11 protein-coding genes are annotated in these 17,570 nt (G+C 52.0%); 4 read left to right on the top strand and 7 right to left on the bottom strand.

Annotation, left to right across the window (positions count from 1 at the left end; genetic code table 11):
* Positions 1-23: 23 nt before the first annotated feature.
* A complete protein-coding gene (locus tag B6A39_RS16155) occupies positions 24-647 on the bottom strand; it encodes a TetR family transcriptional regulator (RefSeq protein ID WP_083007264.1) in 624 nt (207 codons plus the stop codon).
* Positions 648-796: 149 nt separating this feature from the next.
* Here B6A39_RS16155 and B6A39_RS16150 point away from each other — a divergent pair, with 149 nt between their 5' ends.
* Together B6A39_RS16150 and B6A39_RS16145 are read left to right on the top strand one after the other, a co-directional pair.
* Positions 797-1,894: an efflux RND transporter periplasmic adaptor subunit gene (locus tag B6A39_RS16150; RefSeq protein ID WP_083007263.1), complete on the top strand. Its 1,098-nt coding sequence runs from the start codon at positions 797-799 to the stop codon at positions 1,892-1,894.
* A gap of 1 nt (position 1,895) precedes the next feature.
* Positions 1,896-4,940 carry an efflux RND transporter permease subunit gene (locus tag B6A39_RS16145; protein ID WP_083007261.1) on the top strand — a complete coding sequence of 1,015 codons (3,045 nt, stop codon included), beginning with the start codon at positions 1,896-1,898 and terminating at the stop codon, positions 4,938-4,940.
* Positions 4,941-5,035: 95 nt separating this feature from the next.
* Here the strand turns inward: B6A39_RS16145 and preA are convergent, their stop codons facing one another.
* The 4 genes from preA to B6A39_RS16125 are packed head-to-tail and all read right to left on the bottom strand — an operon-like array spanning position 5,036 to position 10,128.
* Positions 5,036-6,370 (bottom strand): NAD-dependent dihydropyrimidine dehydrogenase subunit PreA, encoded by a 1,335-nt coding sequence (gene preA, locus B6A39_RS16140; RefSeq protein ID WP_083007260.1) that lies wholly within the window; start codon positions 6,368-6,370, stop codon positions 5,036-5,038.
* A complete protein-coding gene (locus tag B6A39_RS16135; RefSeq protein WP_232318726.1) occupies positions 6,367-7,752 on the bottom strand; it encodes an NAD(P)-dependent oxidoreductase in 1,386 nt (461 codons plus the stop codon). Before B6A39_RS16135 ends, preA begins: the two co-directional genes overlap by 4 nt.
* A 38-nt stretch (positions 7,753-7,790) precedes the next feature.
* On the bottom strand, positions 7,791-9,230 hold the full coding sequence (gene hydA, locus B6A39_RS16130) for a dihydropyrimidinase (protein WP_083007939.1): 1,440 nt from the start codon (positions 9,228-9,230) through the stop codon (positions 7,791-7,793).
* Between the two features lie 31 nt (positions 9,231-9,261).
* Complete coding sequence (locus tag B6A39_RS16125) at positions 9,262-10,128, bottom strand: nitrilase-related carbon-nitrogen hydrolase (RefSeq protein WP_083007258.1); 867 nt, start codon at positions 10,126-10,128, stop codon at positions 9,262-9,264.
* Positions 10,129-10,703: 575 nt separating this feature from the next.
* Between B6A39_RS16125 and B6A39_RS16120 the strand changes: the two genes are divergently transcribed.
* Positions 10,704-12,221 carry an NCS1 family nucleobase:cation symporter-1 gene (locus tag B6A39_RS16120; protein ID WP_083007256.1) on the top strand — a complete coding sequence of 506 codons (1,518 nt, stop codon included), beginning with the start codon at positions 10,704-10,706 and terminating at the stop codon, positions 12,219-12,221.
* 54 nt (positions 12,222-12,275) lie between these two features.
* Here the strand turns inward: B6A39_RS16120 and B6A39_RS16115 are convergent, their stop codons facing one another.
* The gene (locus tag B6A39_RS16115; protein ID WP_083007255.1) at positions 12,276-13,184 is read right to left on the bottom strand and encodes a LysR family transcriptional regulator; all 909 of its coding nucleotides are present in this window, start codon (positions 13,182-13,184) and stop codon (positions 12,276-12,278) included.
* A 185-nt stretch (positions 13,185-13,369) separates the two neighbouring features.
* Between B6A39_RS16115 and B6A39_RS16110 the strand changes: the two genes are divergently transcribed.
* Complete coding sequence (locus tag B6A39_RS16110; protein WP_083007253.1) at positions 13,370-16,480, top strand: bifunctional diguanylate cyclase/phosphodiesterase; 3,111 nt, start codon at positions 13,370-13,372, stop codon at positions 16,478-16,480.
* 70 nt (positions 16,481-16,550) lie between these two features.
* Here B6A39_RS16110 and B6A39_RS16105 read toward each other — a convergent pair whose 3' ends face one another.
* Positions 16,551-17,570 (bottom strand): CobW family GTP-binding protein, encoded by a 1,020-nt coding sequence (locus tag B6A39_RS16105; RefSeq protein ID WP_083007252.1) that lies wholly within the window; start codon positions 17,568-17,570, stop codon positions 16,551-16,553.

Genomic DNA, 17,570 nt, shown 5'->3' with positions numbered 1-17,570 from the left:
CCAAGCTTATCCTCTCAAAGCGTTTAGAGTGCGCTCTCCACTAGCAATCCTCGCATTAATGTTTCGATCATGCTCTTGTACTCGTCTGCTAATGAAAATTGCTGCGGGTCTTGAAGCCAGTCAAAACAAATGCCGATTAAAAAGCTATGAAACTGAAGCCGAGCACTCGCAGGGCTAAGGCCCTGGCGTAATTGGCCGCTTAGCTTAGCCTGCTCGAATAGCTGCTCGACCCGTGCTTTTGAGTGCTCTGACAGCTGAGTAATCATACTGATACGAGGATGGTCGTCTTCTAGCTTTTCGCAGCGGTGTAGCACGATGGTCGCGGCGCGTTGCAAGGGCAGGTTATAGCAAATAGCGCTGAGCGCGCTGTGGGCAATTTCTTGCAAGCACTGGGTGGGGGAGTCGCTTAAACGAACCACTGCATCATCGACAATTTCATCAAGCGGCACGCGAACACGCTCTAGTAGGGCATCGAATACTGCCGCTTTATCCTCAAAATGCCAGTAAATCGCACCGCGTGTCACGCCAGCCGCTGTCGCAATATGGGCCAATGTGGTGCGCGACACGCCTTGAGCGAGAAACTGGATTTCTGCAGCGTCAAGAATGGTCTCGCGGGTACGTTCAGCCTCAGCTTTGCGGCGTGACATAGCAGCTCCTAACAAATAAGTGCGCTTATATTGGCATTACTGAATGGCAAAGTCGCCAGTAGGCGATTAGTATACACTTTCACTGACATTCATGAATGTCAGTGAAGTTTTTATGACTGCGTATTGATAACACCGCCGAGGAGTCTGCTGTGCGTAACACTGTGATTCGATTGCTTCCAGCGCTGCTGGTCCTGCTGCTGGCAACAGGTGACGCTTATGCCGAACGCCAGAATGAGCCCCCTCTTCGGCCGGTGAAGCTGATGACATTAGAAACGTCTGGTGCCGCGCTGCAACGACAATTTCCTGCGCGCGTTGAGGCCACCACACGAAGCAATCTATCGTTTCGCATGGCGGGTGAGCTTTTAGAGATTAACGTGAGCCCAGGCCAGCGGGTAACGGAAGGCACCCTAATCGCGCGTATAGATGATCGTAATATGCGGAGTGAATTGGATAGCGCCCGTTCGCGGTTAGAGCTGGCACGGGCAACTCACGAACGAATGCGCTACACCCTGGAGCGCGGTGCGATCAGCCAGGCGCGGTTTGATGAGTCGGAGGCCGAGTTGCGTGCCGCTCGGGCGACCTTTGAACAGGCCGAAGAGCAGCTGGGAAATACCCAGCTGCGCGCCCCTTACGATGGCGTGATTGCCCAGGTGCCGGTAGACAACCGTCAGATTATTCAGGTGCAGGAGACCGTGGCGGTGATTCAGCAGCCAGGGCAGCTTGATGTGGTCTTTCATTTACCGCAGCAAATCGTTCAGCAAATACCGCGCAATGATGAGGTGACACCATTTGAAACGGCGATGGCCTTTGAAGTCCGGTTTGGCAATAGCGAAAAACCTTACCTTGCCCAACTAGCGTCTTATACCACTCAGGCCAGCGCCCAAAGCCTTGCCTATGAGGTAACACTTCGGTTGCCGCAGCCCGACGATATCACGCTGCTCGATGGTATGAGTGCCACCGTGCGGCTTGATTTAGGCCAACTGTTACCAGCGTCCGAACGTCTTGTCTGGCATTTGCCGCCCGACGCGATTGGCTACCTCGGTGAGAACTCAGAGCAGGCGGTAGTGTGGCGCTTTCAAGCACCTGACCGTCTAGAAGCGATACCGGTCGAGGTGGGGCGTTTAACCTCGAAGGGGTTAGAAGTGAGTGGCGAACTAGCCGCGAATGATCGTGTGGTGGCAGCGGGAGCCCATCGTGTCAGCGCCGATATGCGTGTAACTCCGTGGGAAAAGGAACAGGGGCTATAAGATGGTTGATTACTTCTTACGCCACCGAGCCGCGAGTTACTTAATGACCGTGGTGTTGCTAGTGGGTGGGGCGCTTGCTTTCACCGGCATGGGGCAGCTTGAGTTTCCTGAATTCACCATTCGTAATGCACTGGTCACCACCCAGTATCCTGGTGCTACGCCAGAAGAGGTAGAGCAGGAAGTCACTTCGACGCTAGAAGAAGCCATTCAAGAAATGCCTTCGATTAAACGCATCAGCTCAGTGAGTTCTGATGGGTTTTCTCAAATCACCGTCGAGCTGCAAAGCACGGTGCAAAACGATGAGCTTCAGCAGCTATGGGATTCACTACGCCGTAAAGTGGGCGATGCTCAGGCCGCCTTGCCGCCCGGTGCTAGTCAGTCACGGGTTAACGATGATTTTGGCGATGTGTTCGGCTTGATGATTAACCTGACTGGTGACGGCTACGCCATGCCGGACTTAAAAGGCCATGCCGAGTTTCTTAAGCGTGAGCTTGCTTTGGTCGATGGTGTTGAAAAGGTGTCGCTGGCTGGGGTAAGAGAGGAGCGCATTTTCATTGAAGTTGACCGAGAGCGGCTACGTGCGCTGAACATCCCGCTAAGTTCACTTCAGCAATTGCTTGATACTCAAAATGCGGTAGTGGATTCGGGTCACTTAAAGCAGGCAGGCCAGCGCTTCCGAGTAACGCCTTCGGGTAGTTCCGCCAATATTGATGATTTACGCGCGTTAATCGTTAGTGAAGGTAACGGCGAGCTGGTAAGGCTGAGCGATATCGCGGAGGTTTCCCGTGGCTTAACAGAGCAACCACAGCAGCTTTACCGCGATATGGGGCGGCCAGCTATTTCCCTGGGCATCTCATTTGAAAGCGGCGTTAACGTGGTCGAAGTAGGAGAGCGCCTTGAGCAGCGGCTAGACGAACTAGAAGCACGCACACCGTTGGGGATGGAACTCAACGTGGTCTATGACCAGCCGAGTGTGGTGGACGATGCTGTATCTGGTTTCCTAATCAGCCTGATTCAGGCGGTTGCCATTGTGATAGTGGTGCTAATGCTGTTTATGGGCTGGCGCAGCGGCCTGCTGATGGGCTTTATTCTGCTGATTACCATTATTGGCACCTTTATGCTGATGCGCATCCACGGCTTGCAGTTGGAAAAGATCTCGCTGGGGGCACTGATAATAGCGTTGGGCATGTTGGTCGATAACGCCATTGTGGTCACTGAAGGCATGCTGGTTGGCCTAAAGCGTGGCCAAAGTATTCGTGAGTCGGCGCATCAGGTGGTTAAACAAAATGCCTGGCCGCTGCTGGCAGCAACGTTGATTGCGGTTGCCGCCTTTGCTCCAATTGGGTTGTCGCCGGATACCACCGGTGAATTTATCGGCTCGCTGTTCTATGTATTGCTGTATTCATTGCTGCTAAGTTGGCTGACAGCGCTGACGCTCACGCCTTTCTATTTCAAACTGCTGTTTCGCAATGTAGCCCCCAGTAGCGGAGACGAAGACCCGTATAACGGCGTGGTGTACCGCGTATTTAGCCGCGTGATTGTGGCGGGTATCCGGCTGCGTTGGCTAACACTTGGTCTGGTGATAGCCATTCTGGCAGGCGCAGTTGTTGGCTTTGGCTCGGTCAAAAATGCCTTTTTCCCGGCCTCCAATACGCCCATCTTCTTTGTCGATTACCGCACGCCAGAAGGCACCGATATTCTGGAAACCCAGCGGCGGGTGGCTGAGTTGGAAGAGGTGGTCATGGACATGGAAGGCGTCCGCCACCTCACCACCGTTGTTGGTGGTGGTGCTCAGCGCTTTACCCTGACCTATGCGCCGGAAGATCGCTTTGCCAGCTATTCACAGCTAATTGTCGAAACCGATAACAAAGCGACGCAGCAAGCGCGCATGGCAGATATCGAAGCAGTACTACAACGCGATCATAGCGATATCGACTATAAAATTGCCCCGTTGGAAGTCGGCCCTGCCCCGAAAGCTAAGATCGAAGCAAGGCTTTACGGCAGCGACCCCGCCGTATTACGCCAGCTAGGTGATCAGGTTGCGGCGCTGTTTAGTGATACGTCCAATATGGCCAGTGTACGTACCAACTGGCGTAACCGTGTTCAGGCCGTAGTGCCTATTTTTGCAGAAGACACGGCACGACGCCTGGGCGTCACACGTGAGAATCTGGCGGCCACACTGGCGCTGAGTACCAGTGGTAGCCAGGTGGGCATCTACCGTGACGGCAGCGACCTGATCCCGATCGTTGCCAGAGCGATACCTGAGCAGCGCAACGATATCGACAACATAGGGTCGCTAAACGTATGGAGCGCCGAACAGGGGCGTTACATCACTGCGGATCAAGTGATGCGCGATGTGACGACCCAGGTAGCCGATCCACTAATCATGCGCCGCGACCGAGAGCGCATGCTGGCGGTGTATGGTGAACCAGACCCGCTCAGTGGTGTGACGGCGGCTAGCGTATTGGCTCAAGTTCGATCCCAAGTAGAAGCGCTTGAATTGCCACCCGGTTATCGGCTTGAGTGGGGCGGTGAATTTGAGACCGCCGGTGAAGCCCAGAGCGGCTTATTTGCGTCGCTGCCACTTGGGTTGGTGATGATGTTCATTATCACGGTGGTGCTGTTTAATAACTTCCGTCAGCCGTTGGCGATCTGGTTTTTGGTGCCGCTGACTATTGTCGGGGTAGTCGCTGCGCTTCTGTTAACGGGGATGCCCTTCTCGTTCATGGCGTTGCTGGGCACGCTGAGTTTGATCGGGATGGTGATCAAGAATGCCATTGTTCTGGTAGAAGAGATCAATGTGCAACTGCCGTTACACAAAGACCGCTATCACGCAGTGGTGCGCGCCGCCATTAGCCGTGTGCGACCCGTTTCAATGGCTGCGCTAACCACCATGCTGGGGCTTATCCCGCTGATTAGTGATGCATTCTTCGCCAGCATGGCGGTCGCGTTGATTGGTGGTCTCGGTGTCGCCACGCTGCTCACCCTGATCGTACTGCCGGTGATTTATTGCGTGCTTTACCAGATCAAGATTCATAAGGACTAAGAGAGCATTTGTCGTCCTCCAACGAAGACATAATGTACGACCGCCCTCACTAAAGAGGGCGGTGCCATTACTAACATTGAAGCGTGGCGAATGTTTCAAGACGCGACGCGGAAGGGGTTGCGTGGGTCGTTGTCCCAGGCTAGGAACGGTTTCCCCGTTTCTTGGGGCACCATGGTGATGCAGTTTTCCACTGGGCAGGTGATTTGGCATAAGTTACAGCCAACGCACTCGTCTTCGATTACCTCGTAACGGCGCGCGCCATCTTGTTCGGTGAGCTTGGCAATCGATTGGTGGGAGGTGTCCTCGCAAGCGATATAACAGCGGCCGCACTCAATGCACAAGTCCTGATCAATCTTCGCAATGGTTTTGAAGTTGATGTCTAGGTGCTTCCAATCAGTGGTTTGTGGCACCGCTTTGCGAGAGAACGATTCAATAGAGTCGTAGCCTTTTTCTGCCATCCAGCGTGAAAGACCATCCTTCATCTCTTCCACAATGCGAAAGCCATTGAGCATTGCAGCGGTACATACCTGCACGCTACCTGCGCCTAGGGCAACGAACTCTGCAGCGTCCCGCCAGTTGGAAATTCCCCCGATGCCAGACAGTGGTAGTTCGGCCGTGGCTGGGTCGCGGGCGATTTCCGCCACCATATTCAGTGCGATAGGTTTTACGGCGCTGCCGCAGTAGCCGCCGTGAGTGCTTTGATGGCCTACCGTGGGCTTTGCGACCATATTGTCCAGGTCGATGCTAGTGATGGAGTTGATGGTGTTAATCAGCGACACCGCATCGGCGCCACCCCGTAGTGCCGCTTGGGCACCTACCCGAATGTCGGTGATATTGGGTGTGAGTTTTACAATCACCGGTTTGGAATAGTGCTTCTTACACCAGTAAGCGACTTTTTCGATGAGGTCGGGGTTTTGGCCGACGGCTGCACCCATGCCGCGTTCCGGCATGCCATGGGGACAGCCCAGGTTTAGCTCAATGCCATCTGCGCCAGTTGCTTCCACCAGTGGCAAAATATGTGCCCAGGCTTCTTCGTTACAGGGCACCATAATGGAGACAATCAGCGCTCGGTCGGGCCAGTCTTTTTTCACCTGGGTGATTTCTTGAAGATTGATCTCCAGCGAGCGATCGGTAATGAGCTCGATATTATTGAAGCCGATCACCTCGCGGTTTTTGCCATAGTGGGCAGAGTAACGTGAAGAGACATTCACCGCAGGTGGCTCTTCGCCAAGGGTTTTCCAGACGACGCCGCCCCAGCCCGCTTCATAGGCGCGTACTACGTTATAGGCTTTATCCGTGGGTGGGGCAGAGGCTAGCCAGAATGGGTTCGGGGCTTTGATGCCCGCAAAATTCACCGACAGGTCAATGCCGTTCACCACGCTGTCGCCGCTATTTTTCTTACCCGGTAGTGTGAAAGGGAGTGTGTTCATGCGGCCTCCTGCTTGGCGGCAAGCGCTTGGTGAATGGCATGGGCAGCCAGTTTGCCGTGTTGAACGGCTTGAACGGTGAGATCTTGGCCGGAGTTGACGCAGTCGCCACCCGCGTAAACATTGGGCATTGAGGTGCGGAAGAATGCATCAACTTGGATACGTTCGCCGTCGCGGGCAAGCTCTCTGGCGGCTTCATCCGTCAGGCTAGCGCTATCAAAGCCTTGGCCAATCGCCTTGAAGATGGCATCGGCGGCAAGGTCGAATGTTTCACCAGTGGGTGTTAACTGACCAGCTTGGTCGTGGGTCTTGGCAAAACGCATACCCGCCACGCGCCCTTGGTCATCCAATAAAATTTCGTCTGGCTGGGCCCACGTCACCATGCGTACGCCGTTCGCTTTGGCAATTTCTTGCTCATGATCGGTAGCGGACATCGCCTCTGTGCCACGGCGGTAGACTAGCGTTACCTCTGTCGCGCCTAGGCGAGCCATTTGAGTCGCCATATCAATGGCGGTATTACCTGCACCGATCACAATGCAGCGCTTGGCGACAGGTAAGCTGCCAAGGTCTTTGGTTTGGCGCAGGGTTTTAATGTAGTCAACGGCTGGTATTAAGCCGGGAGAATCATCCCCAGTGAGCCCTAAGGCACGGCTGGCACCAAGACCTAAGCCGAGGAAAACGCTATCAAACTGCTGATGCAGCGTCGCAAGCGACAAATTATCACCAAGGCGCTGGCCGTACCGAAGCTCAATGCCGCCGATTTCGAGTAAAAACTCCACTTCTTTGCGTGCGAAATCGTCGGTCATCTTATAGCGGGCGATACCGTACTCATTCAGTCCGCCTGGTTTTTGTTCGGCCTCGAAAATGGTCACCTGATGGCCCAGCATTGCCAAGCGGTGAGCACAAGAAAGGCCAGCGGGGCCCGCGCCTACCACGGCGATATGTCGGCCGCTGTTAGCCGCCCGCTTAAACGGGTGGCTTTCGAACTGCATATGGTCAGTGGCGTGGCGCTGCAACAGGCCAATTAATACGGGCTGGCACTCTGCATCATGGTTGCGTACACAGCTACGCTCGCAGAGGATTTCAGTGGGGCACACTCGGGCGCAACTGCCGCCAAGAATGTTGGCTTCCAGAATGGTTTCTGCTGCGCCATTAATGTTGTTTTCGCTGATTTGGCGAATAAAGCTTGGGATATCAATATCCGATGGACACGCCTCAACGCAGGGGGCGTCGAAACAGTACAAGCAGCGCTGGCTTTCAATCATTGCTTGGCGGTGGGTTAACGGCGGATGAAGGTCGCTAAAGTTGCTTGCCAGCGTTGGTGGGTCGTAGGTGCCGACCTCTTGTGCGCTGGGCAGGTGATCAAGTGAGTGATTCACGGTCATCTCTCCTGTTGGCTTTTTTGCTTTTGTTGAGGAGTTGCTCAGCGCGTTACAGCTACCGGGGCATTTAATTCGGCACGTTTAGCCAGTAGCTCAAACACACCTGGATAGGCGGGGCGTTTTAAGTAGCGCCCAGCACCACGCTCGGCGAGCAGTTCACCATCTCGCCATACCCATTTCCCCTGGCTAATCGTGTGGCGAGCAATGCCGCGTACCGTTTTGCCCTCGAAGATGTTGAAGTCGACATTTTGATGGTGAGTTTTGGCTGAGATCGTACGTGTGCCATTAGGATCCCACACGACAATATCGGCATCGGCGCCCACTTGGATGGCACCTTTACGGGGGTACAGGTTGAAAATTTTGGCGGTATTAGTAGACGTTACTGCGACAAACTCCTGGGGCGAAAGTTTGCCGCTGTTAACGCCTTCGTCCCATATCACTGCAAGGCGATCTTCTACCCCAGCAGTGCCGTTAGGGATCTTGGTAAAGTCATCTTTACCTGCGGCCTTTTGCTCTTCGCAGAAGCAGCAGTGGTCAGTGGCAGTGGTTTGCAAATTGCCAGACTGAAGGCCATGCCACAGCGCTTCTTGATGCCCTTTGGGGCGGAACGGTGGGCTCATTACGTGGGCGGCGGCGGTTGCCCAGTCGGGATGTTGGTAAACGCTGTCATCAATGAGTAAGTGTCCTGCCAGACACTCGCCGAATACTGGGTGACCTTGCTGGCGGGCATAGGCAATTTCATCGACGGCGTCTTTGGTAGATACATGTACCAGGTAGACCGGTGCGCCTAAGGTGCTGGCAATTCGAATCGCTCGGCTGGCGGCTTCACCTTCTACTTGTGGTGGGCGGGAAAGTGGATGAGCTTCCGGCCCGGTAATGCCCTGGGCCAGTAGCTTCTGCTGCATGTGGTAAACCAGTTCGCCGTTTTCGGCGTGTACCGTAGGCACTGCGCCCAGTTCAAGGCAGCGTGAAAAGCTTTCCACCAATATGTCATCAGTGGCCATAATCGCGCCCTTGTAGGCCATAAAGTGCTTGAAACTATTTACCCCATGTTCGCGCACCAGGGTGCCCATTTCCTCTTTGACGCTTTCATCCCACCAAGTGATTGCCACGTGGAAAGCGAAATCAGTGGCGGCTTTTTCCGCCCATCCTTGCCACGTCTCAAAGGCTTCTAAAAGTGATTGGCCTGGGCTTGGAATGACAAAGTCGATAATCGTTGTGGTACCGCCCGCCATAGCGGCGGCGGTGCCGGTATAAAAATCTTCGCTAGCCACCGCGCCCATAAATGGCATTTGCATATGGGTATGAGGGTCAATACCGCCGGGCATTACTAACTGATTGCTGGCATCAATGATTTCGCAGTTATCGGGGAGATCCAAGTTGGTGCCGATGGCGTGTATTTTTCCGTCGACGCACAGAACGTCGGCGCGGTAAGTGTCGGCATGGGTGACGACGGTGCCGCCTTTGATCAATAAACTCATCATGAAGTCCTCGTATGATTCATCATCAGGGCTACTCACCATCAGTGAGGCGGGTGTAGGCATCGGGGCGACGATCACGGAAGAACTGCCAGTTATTGCGCACTTCGCGCACCATGTCTAAATCAATTTCATGCACTAGTAGCTCATCTTCCGTTTCGCTGGCCTGGGCTTCGATTTTGCCGCGGGGGTTAACAATGTAGCTGGAGCCGTAGAAGTCACCGATATTCCAGGGGGCTTCTGTACCCACGCGATTGATAGCGGCAATGAAGCAGCCGTTAGCCGCGGCGGAAGCAGGTTGTTCAAGCTCCCATAGGTATTGGGAGAGTCCTGCTACGGTAGCGGATGGATTGAAGATCACCTCCGCACCGTTGAGTGCCAGCGCACGCCATCCTTCAGGGAAATGGCGGTCATAGCAGATATACACACCAATTTTGCCGTAGGCAGTGTCGAAGACGGGCCAGCTTGATTTCCCTGGTTTGAAGAAGAATTTTTCCCAAAAGCCGGCAACTTGAGGAATATGAGTTTTATGATATTTGCCGAGGTAGCTGCCGTCGGCATCAAACACGGCGGCGGTGTTGTAGTAAACGCCGGTCGCTGTTTCTTCATACACGGGCACGATAATTACCATGCGGTGTTCGGCAGCCAGTTTTTGCATCATCTGACACGTGGGACCTTCTGGAACCCGCTCTGCGGCGGCATACCATTTGCTATCTTGGCTTGGGCAAAAGTACGGCTGGTTGAATACTTCTTGAAAACACAGCACTTGCACACCCTGTTCGGCCGCCTGCTGAATCATCGGTAGGTGCGCTTCGTTCATCGCATCGCGGATAGCCGCAGGGTCTAAATCGGTACTGGTTTTGAGACCCATTTGAATTAAGCCAATTTTCATTTTCTGCATGGAACAGCCCTCTCAGGTCATACGCGCCAACCGCATGTATGTGCATGTCGGTACGTTACTGGTCAAGTAACAAGTTTGTGGTCACGTGGCGTGCAGCGGCGTCTTATTGTTTTTGTAAAGTTGTCATTATTGACAGCTTTTTGAACATAGTCCTTTGTTAGGTGTTGTTTCAAGTGTTTTTTGATAATTTTAAATGATTTGTTTAACTCTTTGATTTTTTAATGTTTTTATTATTTTTAGTGATGATTTTGCTAAGTTGGTGAAATACTGTTCAATCTTGGTGATGTTTTATTTTTGTTTTTAAAACATATAGTTGTGTTATTTTATTTTGAGTTTTTATATTTTTTTTGCATCTTTTTGGTGCGTATTTTATTTAAATAGCTACGCTTATTAATGGCTTTTAATAGCTAAAAGGCGAATAACAAAAATCACGCTAAAAGTATGTGTATGTCTGCCTGATAAGTCAGCTTTTGATCAATGGGTTAGTGGTTGTGCTTTTGTTTTAGGCACGCTTATTGCTCTTGAAAGACTGACACCGTGACTATAATGGGCAACAGCACTGCTGAGGAGACTATATGACTGGCTCAACATCCCGAATGGTGGACAGAGAGGGGTTAATTGAACTCGACGTAGGTAAAGACGTAGGTGATAGCCCTCGTTTCAATAAAGATATTGCGCCCACTCAGGCGAGTGAGCGCACCTGGAGCAAATGGAACATTGCCGCACTTTGGGTGGGCATGTCGATTTGTGTGCCTACCTACACGTTGGGGGGTGTGTTAACCGCCTACTTCGGCCTGAGTGTGGGGGAGGCGCTTTTTGCCATTTTTCTAGCCAACGTGATTGTTCTGATTCCGCTCACTCTAAATGCCTTTCCTGGCACTAAATTTGGTATTCCCTTTCCAGTTGTGCTGCGATCATCGTTCGGTATTTTAGGTTCTAATGTGCCTTGTTTGGTGCGGGCTCTAGTAGGCTGCGGCTGGTTTGGTATTCAGACGATGTTTGGCGGCTTGGCGATTCATCTTCTGTTATCCGAACTGGTTCCTGCTTGGGCTGCGCTTGGTGGGGTAGGTGAAGTGATTGGCTTTTTTGTCTTCGGTGCAATGAATCTTCTCGTGGTCATTCGTGGGGCTGAGTCGATCAAGTGGCTGGAAACCTTAGCGGCGCCATTACTGCTCGCTGTGGGGATTGGGTTAATGATGTGGGCATGGCCGCATATGTCGATGACTGAGCTATTAGCGCAACCGCCTTCGCGTCCAGAAGGCGCGTCGGTATATGGCTATTTCTTTGCAGGGTTAACCGCGATGGTGGGGTTTTGGGCGACGTTGTCGCTGAACATTCCTGATTTCAGCCGGTTTGCCAAAAGCCAAAAAGATCAAATTGTTGGCCAAGTGATTGGGTTACCGCTGACAATGTTCTTCTTTGCAGCGTTAGGCGTTGTATTAACGGCGGCGTCTGAGTCGCTAGTGGGACAGACGGTTGCTGACCCAGTGCGTTTGATTGGCTATATCGAAAGCCCTTTCTGGGTAGTGCTTGCCATGTTGCTAATCATTATTGCCACGATTTCCACCAATACTGCGTCGAACATTGTGTCTCCCACGAATGACTTCCAGAATATTGCCCCGAAGCTGATTAACCAAACCCGCGGAGTTCTTATGACCGGAGCTGTGGGTGTTTTATTGATGGGCTACGACCTTTTGCAGAAAGCGGGTCTCATTGCTCAAGGGGTGTCTCTTGAGCAGATGTATTCAAACTGGCTGCTAGGATACTCCAGTCTGCTTGGCCCCATCGCAGGCATCATGGCAGTGGACTATTTCCTAATTAAAAAGCAGCGCCTAGATGTGCCTAGCTTATACATGGATAACCATGCTTATCCTGCGGTTAATGCGGCGGGTTTTATCGCGTTCGGCGTGCCGGTGGCACTTACGCTAATCTCGTTGTTAACCGGTACCATGAACTGGTTCTATGACTATGGCTGGTTTACCGGGTCTGCACTTGGTGCGATTGTTTATTTTGCTGCCAGCCACGTTTTAACATCGTCTTCTCAGGTAGGGCCCGCACCACACATGGCCAGCGAGACGGCAAAACTGCCATAAACGCGCTATGTGTATACGTCGTTAATCATAAAAGCTCGGCACTTAGCCGAGCTTTTATGATTGTGTGCCTTTCACAAACCCTAAAAATGCATCTACCACGCGGTTAGGGCGGCGGTCATGACGAGTGATTAGAACAAACGGAATCTGATAATGCTGAGTGGCAGGGTGTACAGCGCGCATCTTATCGGCATTAACCCATTGGGCGGCAACATGTTCTGGAAGAAAACCGATAAAGCGTCCAGTGAGAATCAGAAACGCAGCGCCTTCCCGATCAGAAGCAGACGCTTGTAAATTTAACGCCTCGTGTGCTTCACGTGCATCACTAGGGAGTGGATAGCGAGGTGTTATCGCTGGATAAGCGGCGATCTGTTCAGCTGTGAATGCTTCATCTGTTTCACTAAACAGAGGGTGGCCAGCTGCGCAGTAAAGAAACGAAGGTTCCTCGTATAACAAGTGTGTTTCTAAGCTGGTGGGTAAATTAACGGCGGGTACTACGCCGACATGCAAATGGCCATCCATCACGCTTCGAATAACGGCATCCGAAGGTTCCATATGGATATTAACGGTAACTTCATGGTTTGGCGCTGTTAGCTCTGCGAGCGCATGAGTAACATGCATGGCGGGCAAGGTAACCAAGTTATCGGTGATGCCGATATTTAGTTCGCCCTTAATGGTATGATGCAATGCATTGACATCGCTTTTAAAGGCTTCGAGCGCGGTCAGTAGTGTTAAACCCGCTTGGTAAATCTCTTTGCCTTCTTCGGTTAAACTAAACCCGCCTCGGCCACGTTGGCATAGCGAAAAGCCTAGCCTGCTTTCTAAGTCATTCATATGCTGGCTAATGGCTGACCGGCTGATGCCTAAAGCAGTTTCCGCAGCGGTGAAACCACCGCACTCAACCACTGTTTTAAAAATACGCACTAAGCGGATTTCGTAGTCACTCATTTGGCCTAACGATGCCATGGCAGCCTCTTGTTAAGTAAAATAACGACTTTTATGAGCATTTTTGCTGAAAATAGATATACATCAAAAACAAGCCACGCCACTATTTAGAACCGCTTACGAGGAGCCACTGTGGTGTATCTTTCAACGTTCTTTTTATACTGTATCAGGTGTGCCTTGGGATACCTGAATAAGGCCTACATATAATGCTGCTAGCTCGCAGTGATCGGGTAACTAAAAAAAGCCAGATAATGCCTGGCTTTCGGCGCCAAAAGCAGCGAGTTATTACGATCTATATCTTGTCATTATGTATGATGATTGCGCTGTTTGGTTGGTTGCTCAAAGGCCAGTATCACCAGGAACTTAATGCCGCTGAATCCCGAGTGATTGCCCGTGCGCATGTGGTGTCAGAATGGGTAAAAGGCATGTTTGGGCAGAGCAGCCAAGGCTTGTTTAGTCTGGCCGAGCTGCTAGATGCTCACCAACAAAACTCTTTGGGATTGGATGTTTTAGAAGCCGAAAATGCAAGTACCGTTCAGCGAGCGCTAGACAATCTTACTGAGTACGTGCCGCTGATCGATAGTGTTAGTGTATTGGACACGGATGGGCGCCTACGTATAAGCAGTAACGATAATCGATACGTAGGGGAAGATTTCGGCGACAGTGCTTTTTTCCGCACCTTTAAACAAGGTGGTCAAAGCGAAATGATGACGCCGCTTATTTGGTCGGCAAGCAAGCAGCGCTTTTTTCTCTATCATGGCCTTCGTTTAGTGAATGCCCAAGGTGAGTTCGCGGGGGTGATTGTGTCTCGCATCATGCCCAATATCCTGGGCGATGCGCTGAAACAAATGCAAGTGTATGAAGGTGAAAGCATGGCACTGATAGATGAAAATCTAAAGGTGGTTGCTAGGCACCCGACACCCCGTGAAGGAATAACCATTGGTAGCCAAATTAATGCACCTGATACACAGCAGTGGTTAGAGAGCGGCGACCTTTCCAGGACGCTAACCGCGATCTCTCCCCTTGACGGTCGTAATCGCTTATTTCACATGCATCGAATTAGTGACTATCCGGTGTTTATTGTGGTGGGCGTTGACCTTCATACACTTATGGCGGGCTGGCGTCAGCGCTTGCTGGTGTTATTGTTGGTCGTTGGTTTGATTACGTTGTTGGGAGCTTGGGGCGTTCGTCACTATCTGAATCGACTTGCGTTGGCTGATCAGCTTCATGAGCGAATAAAAGAACGAGAGCTAGCACGTGCCGAAGCGCAAGCGCGCGGGGCGCGCATGGATGCCTTGGTTCATTCGATTCAGGATTTAATTTTTGTATTTGATGTAGAAGGGCGCTTTAGCTATATCCACGCGGTTGCCCCAGAGCAGCTACTTATTAATAGCCAAGATGCACTGGGAAAGCACTTTTCACATGTCTTGCCGGTTCCCTTAGCCCATGCATTTGCCGCCGTTTTTGAGCGAGTCCAGCAGTTTCATCAAGTAGAAAGATTTGAATATCCACTGACCATTGATGCTCAGCCGCATCATTTTCATGCCACCGTGAGCCCGCTAATAAGTAGTGCTGGACAATTTGAGGGAGTGTTATCGGTGAACCGTGATATTACCGAAGCGAAGCGCGCAGAAGTGGAGCTGAAGATTGCCGCGGCTGCTTTTCAAGCCCACCTGGGTATCATGGTGGCGGATGCTCGCGGAAATATATTAAAAGTTAATGAGACGTTTAAGCGCATAACGGGCTATAGCGATGCAGAGGTAATCGGTAAGAACCCACGTATGTTTAGCTCGGGCCACCACAATGCAGCGTTTTATCGGCGCTTGTGGAAACGGGTAATGGCAACAGGAAGTTGGGAAGGGGAAATCTGGAATCAGCGCAAAAATGGTGAGCTGTTCCCTGAGTGGCTGACGATTAGTGCTGTTTACGATGCAGACGGAGTGCTCACCAATTACGTTGCCACGATGAGTGATATCAGTGAGCGTAAAGCCGCTGAGCAAGAGATCCATCAGCTCGCGTTTTATGATCCATTAACGGGCTTCGCAAATCGACGCCTCTTTATGGACAGGATGGAGACCGCGTTAAAAGAGCTAAACCGCCATCAGCGATGTGGGGCGTTGTTGGTGATTGATATTGACCGTTTCAACCATATTAACGATACCCTGGGGCACCTCGCTGGCGATCAGTTGTTACAGCAGGTTGCTCAGCGGTTTGGCCAAATGTTGCGCGATACTGATACGCTGGCTCGCCTGGGTAGTGACGAATTTGCGGTGCTAATTGAAGGTGTCGATGGAAGCCCACGTCAAACACGGCGTTTAGCAGAACATATTGCCCAGAAACTTCTGGTGGCGCTTGATGAGCCGATTAGCTTTTCTGAAGAGCAAGTCATGGTGACCGCATGCATTGGGATTACAGTCGTATCCGATAGTCAGCGAAGCGCCGAAGATTACCTTCAGCAGGTCGATATGGCCTTACTACAAGCGAAAGCGAGCGGGCGTCGTGCCATACGCTTTTTTGATCCTTCGATGCAGGCTACCCTACTTGCACGGGTTAAGCTGGAGTCCGATTTGCGCCAGGCATTGGAGAGTCATCAATGGCGGCTCTATTACCAGCCTCAGGTTAATCGCTTTGGTCACTTTACGGGAGTTGAAGCACTGCTGCGCTGGCAGCATCCAGAGCGAGGTATGGTCTCGCCTGGGGAGTTTATTCCGCTATTAGAGAGTACCGGGCTGATTAATGAAGTCGGGGAGTGGGTCATTGAGGATGCATGCCGTCAGCTAGCCTGTTGGGCAGCAACGCCACACCTGCGTGAACTGACAATTTCTGTGAATATCAGCCCACTGCAGTTTCGCGATAGCGATTTTTTATCTCGCTTGCAGCAGGTTTTTATGCGAACAAAAGCACCGCTTGAGCGGCTAAAGCTTGAGGTTACCGAGTCGCTGTTTGTGGAGGCGCGAGACGATGCCCGTGACAAAATGCTTAGCCTGAAAGCCCAAGGTGTGCGCTTTTCTCTGGATGATTTTGGCACTGGCTATTCATCGCTGGCCTATCTTGCGCAGTTGCCACTTGATCAGCTAAAGATCGATCAGTCGTTTGTCCATCAAGTATTAGAGAGCAGTGCCAATGCGGCCATTGTGGAAAGTACGATTGCTCTGGCAAAAAGCTTAAATCTTGATGTCATTGCCGAAGGGGTAGAAACAGAGGCGCAGAAAGCATGGCTGCTGGCTCATGGCTGCCAAGCTTTTCAAGGCTATTTATTTGGACGTCCTATGCCGGTAGACGTTATCGAGGAAGCGTTCTTGGCTCAACCCTCTTAGCGTATGGTGTTTCGTTCTAGATGAATTGCTCTGGGTGAATTGCTCTGGGTGAATAGCTCTTCCAAGGCAATTAGCCTAACAGCGCTCCTGATGATTGCAGTTCTATCAGTAAATTGGTGTGGGTATCAGCGTCATTATCGGGGGTAATCACCTCAAGCCGCGAATCCTGCCGCCAGGCGCTATTTCCGAGACTAAGTGTTCCATCAGCTCGATTGAGTTGCTTCCAGCCCTGCTCGGTATGAAAGACGCCTTTTACTCGTGCAGATGAGGGAAGCTCACCTAAGTGGGCGGCCAAACAATCAAGATCAAAGCGTTCACTGGGATGCCAGCGAAGGCCTGTGCTGGTGTACCCAAGGGAGCTGGCGGTCTTATGCTGAGGTTGGCCAAGCGGAGGAGCCGCATCAAAAAAAGCGCCCTCCAACGTGGGAGTTGGCATCACTTGCCGATGCGTATCAGGAACGGTCGTATCTTCTTGGGCACTGGTTTGGCCGCTGTTCAACAGCAGCGATAGCGGCATCATGCCATGCTCACTGCGATGAACCCACTTTCGAGGCGGCCAAAGCTCAGTCACAAACTGCTGCGCATGGTTGTGTTGTTCGGCACTTGCCTGCTCACCCATCGTGATAGCGATGGCATCGGCCATGGCCAACTGATCTTGAAAGGTCTCGTGTTTACGGACGCGGGGCTCATCTAAACGGCGCGGATCGAGGGTGGCAATAATATCGTGAACGGCCACGACATCTTGAAAGGCTTCGCCGCGCAGCAAGTCGAGTAAGCCAGCTGGGTGGCCCAGTCCCGAAGGCTCAATAATGACGCGGTCTGGCTTGTTGCGGGCGAGCAAATTGACCAGCGCAGCCTGCAGCACAAAAGCTAATTGGCAACACAGGCAGCCGCCGGGGAGTCCCTTGACGACGACATCGTCACGCTGCTCAAACATCGCTTGATCAATGCCAATCTGGCCAAACTCATTGACTAAAATGGCCCACTTCTCATCCACAGGCTTTTGCTCGATCAGGCTGTGGATAAGCGTGGTTTTACCGCTGCCGAGAAAGCCAGTAATGATATGCACTGGCACACGAGTCGCTGGCAA

Origin of the sequence: Halomonas sp. GT, assembly GCF_002082565.1 — a bacterium.
GTDB lineage: Bacteria > Pseudomonadota > Gammaproteobacteria > Pseudomonadales > Halomonadaceae > Vreelandella.
This window is presented reverse-complemented; position numbering and strand designations above follow the sequence as displayed.

Coding starts and splice junctions, on each gene's coding strand:
- B6A39_RS16155 (WP_083007264.1), bottom strand. CDS start 647: ATGTCACGCCGCAAAGCTGAGGCTGAACGTACCCGCGAGACCATTCTT.
- B6A39_RS16145 (WP_083007261.1), top strand. CDS start 1,896: ATGGTTGATTACTTCTTACGCCACCGAGCCGCGAGTTACTTAATGACC.
- preA (WP_083007260.1), bottom strand. CDS start 6,370: ATGAACACACTCCCTTTCACACTACCGGGTAAGAAAAATAGCGGCGAC.
- B6A39_RS16135 (WP_232318726.1), bottom strand. CDS start 7,752: ATGACCGTGAATCACTCACTTGATCACCTGCCCAGCGCACAAGAGGTC.
- hydA (WP_083007939.1), bottom strand. CDS start 9,230: ATGAGTTTATTGATCAAAGGCGGCACCGTCGTCACCCATGCCGACACT.
- B6A39_RS16125 (WP_083007258.1), bottom strand. CDS start 10,128: ATGCAGAAAATGAAAATTGGCTTAATTCAAATGGGTCTCAAAACCAGT.
- B6A39_RS16120 (WP_083007256.1), top strand. CDS start 10,704: ATGACTGGCTCAACATCCCGAATGGTGGACAGAGAGGGGTTAATTGAA.
- B6A39_RS16115 (WP_083007255.1), bottom strand. CDS start 13,184: ATGGCATCGTTAGGCCAAATGAGTGACTACGAAATCCGCTTAGTGCGT.
- B6A39_RS16110 (WP_083007253.1), top strand. CDS start 13,370: ATGCTGCTAGCTCGCAGTGATCGGGTAACTAAAAAAAGCCAGATAATG.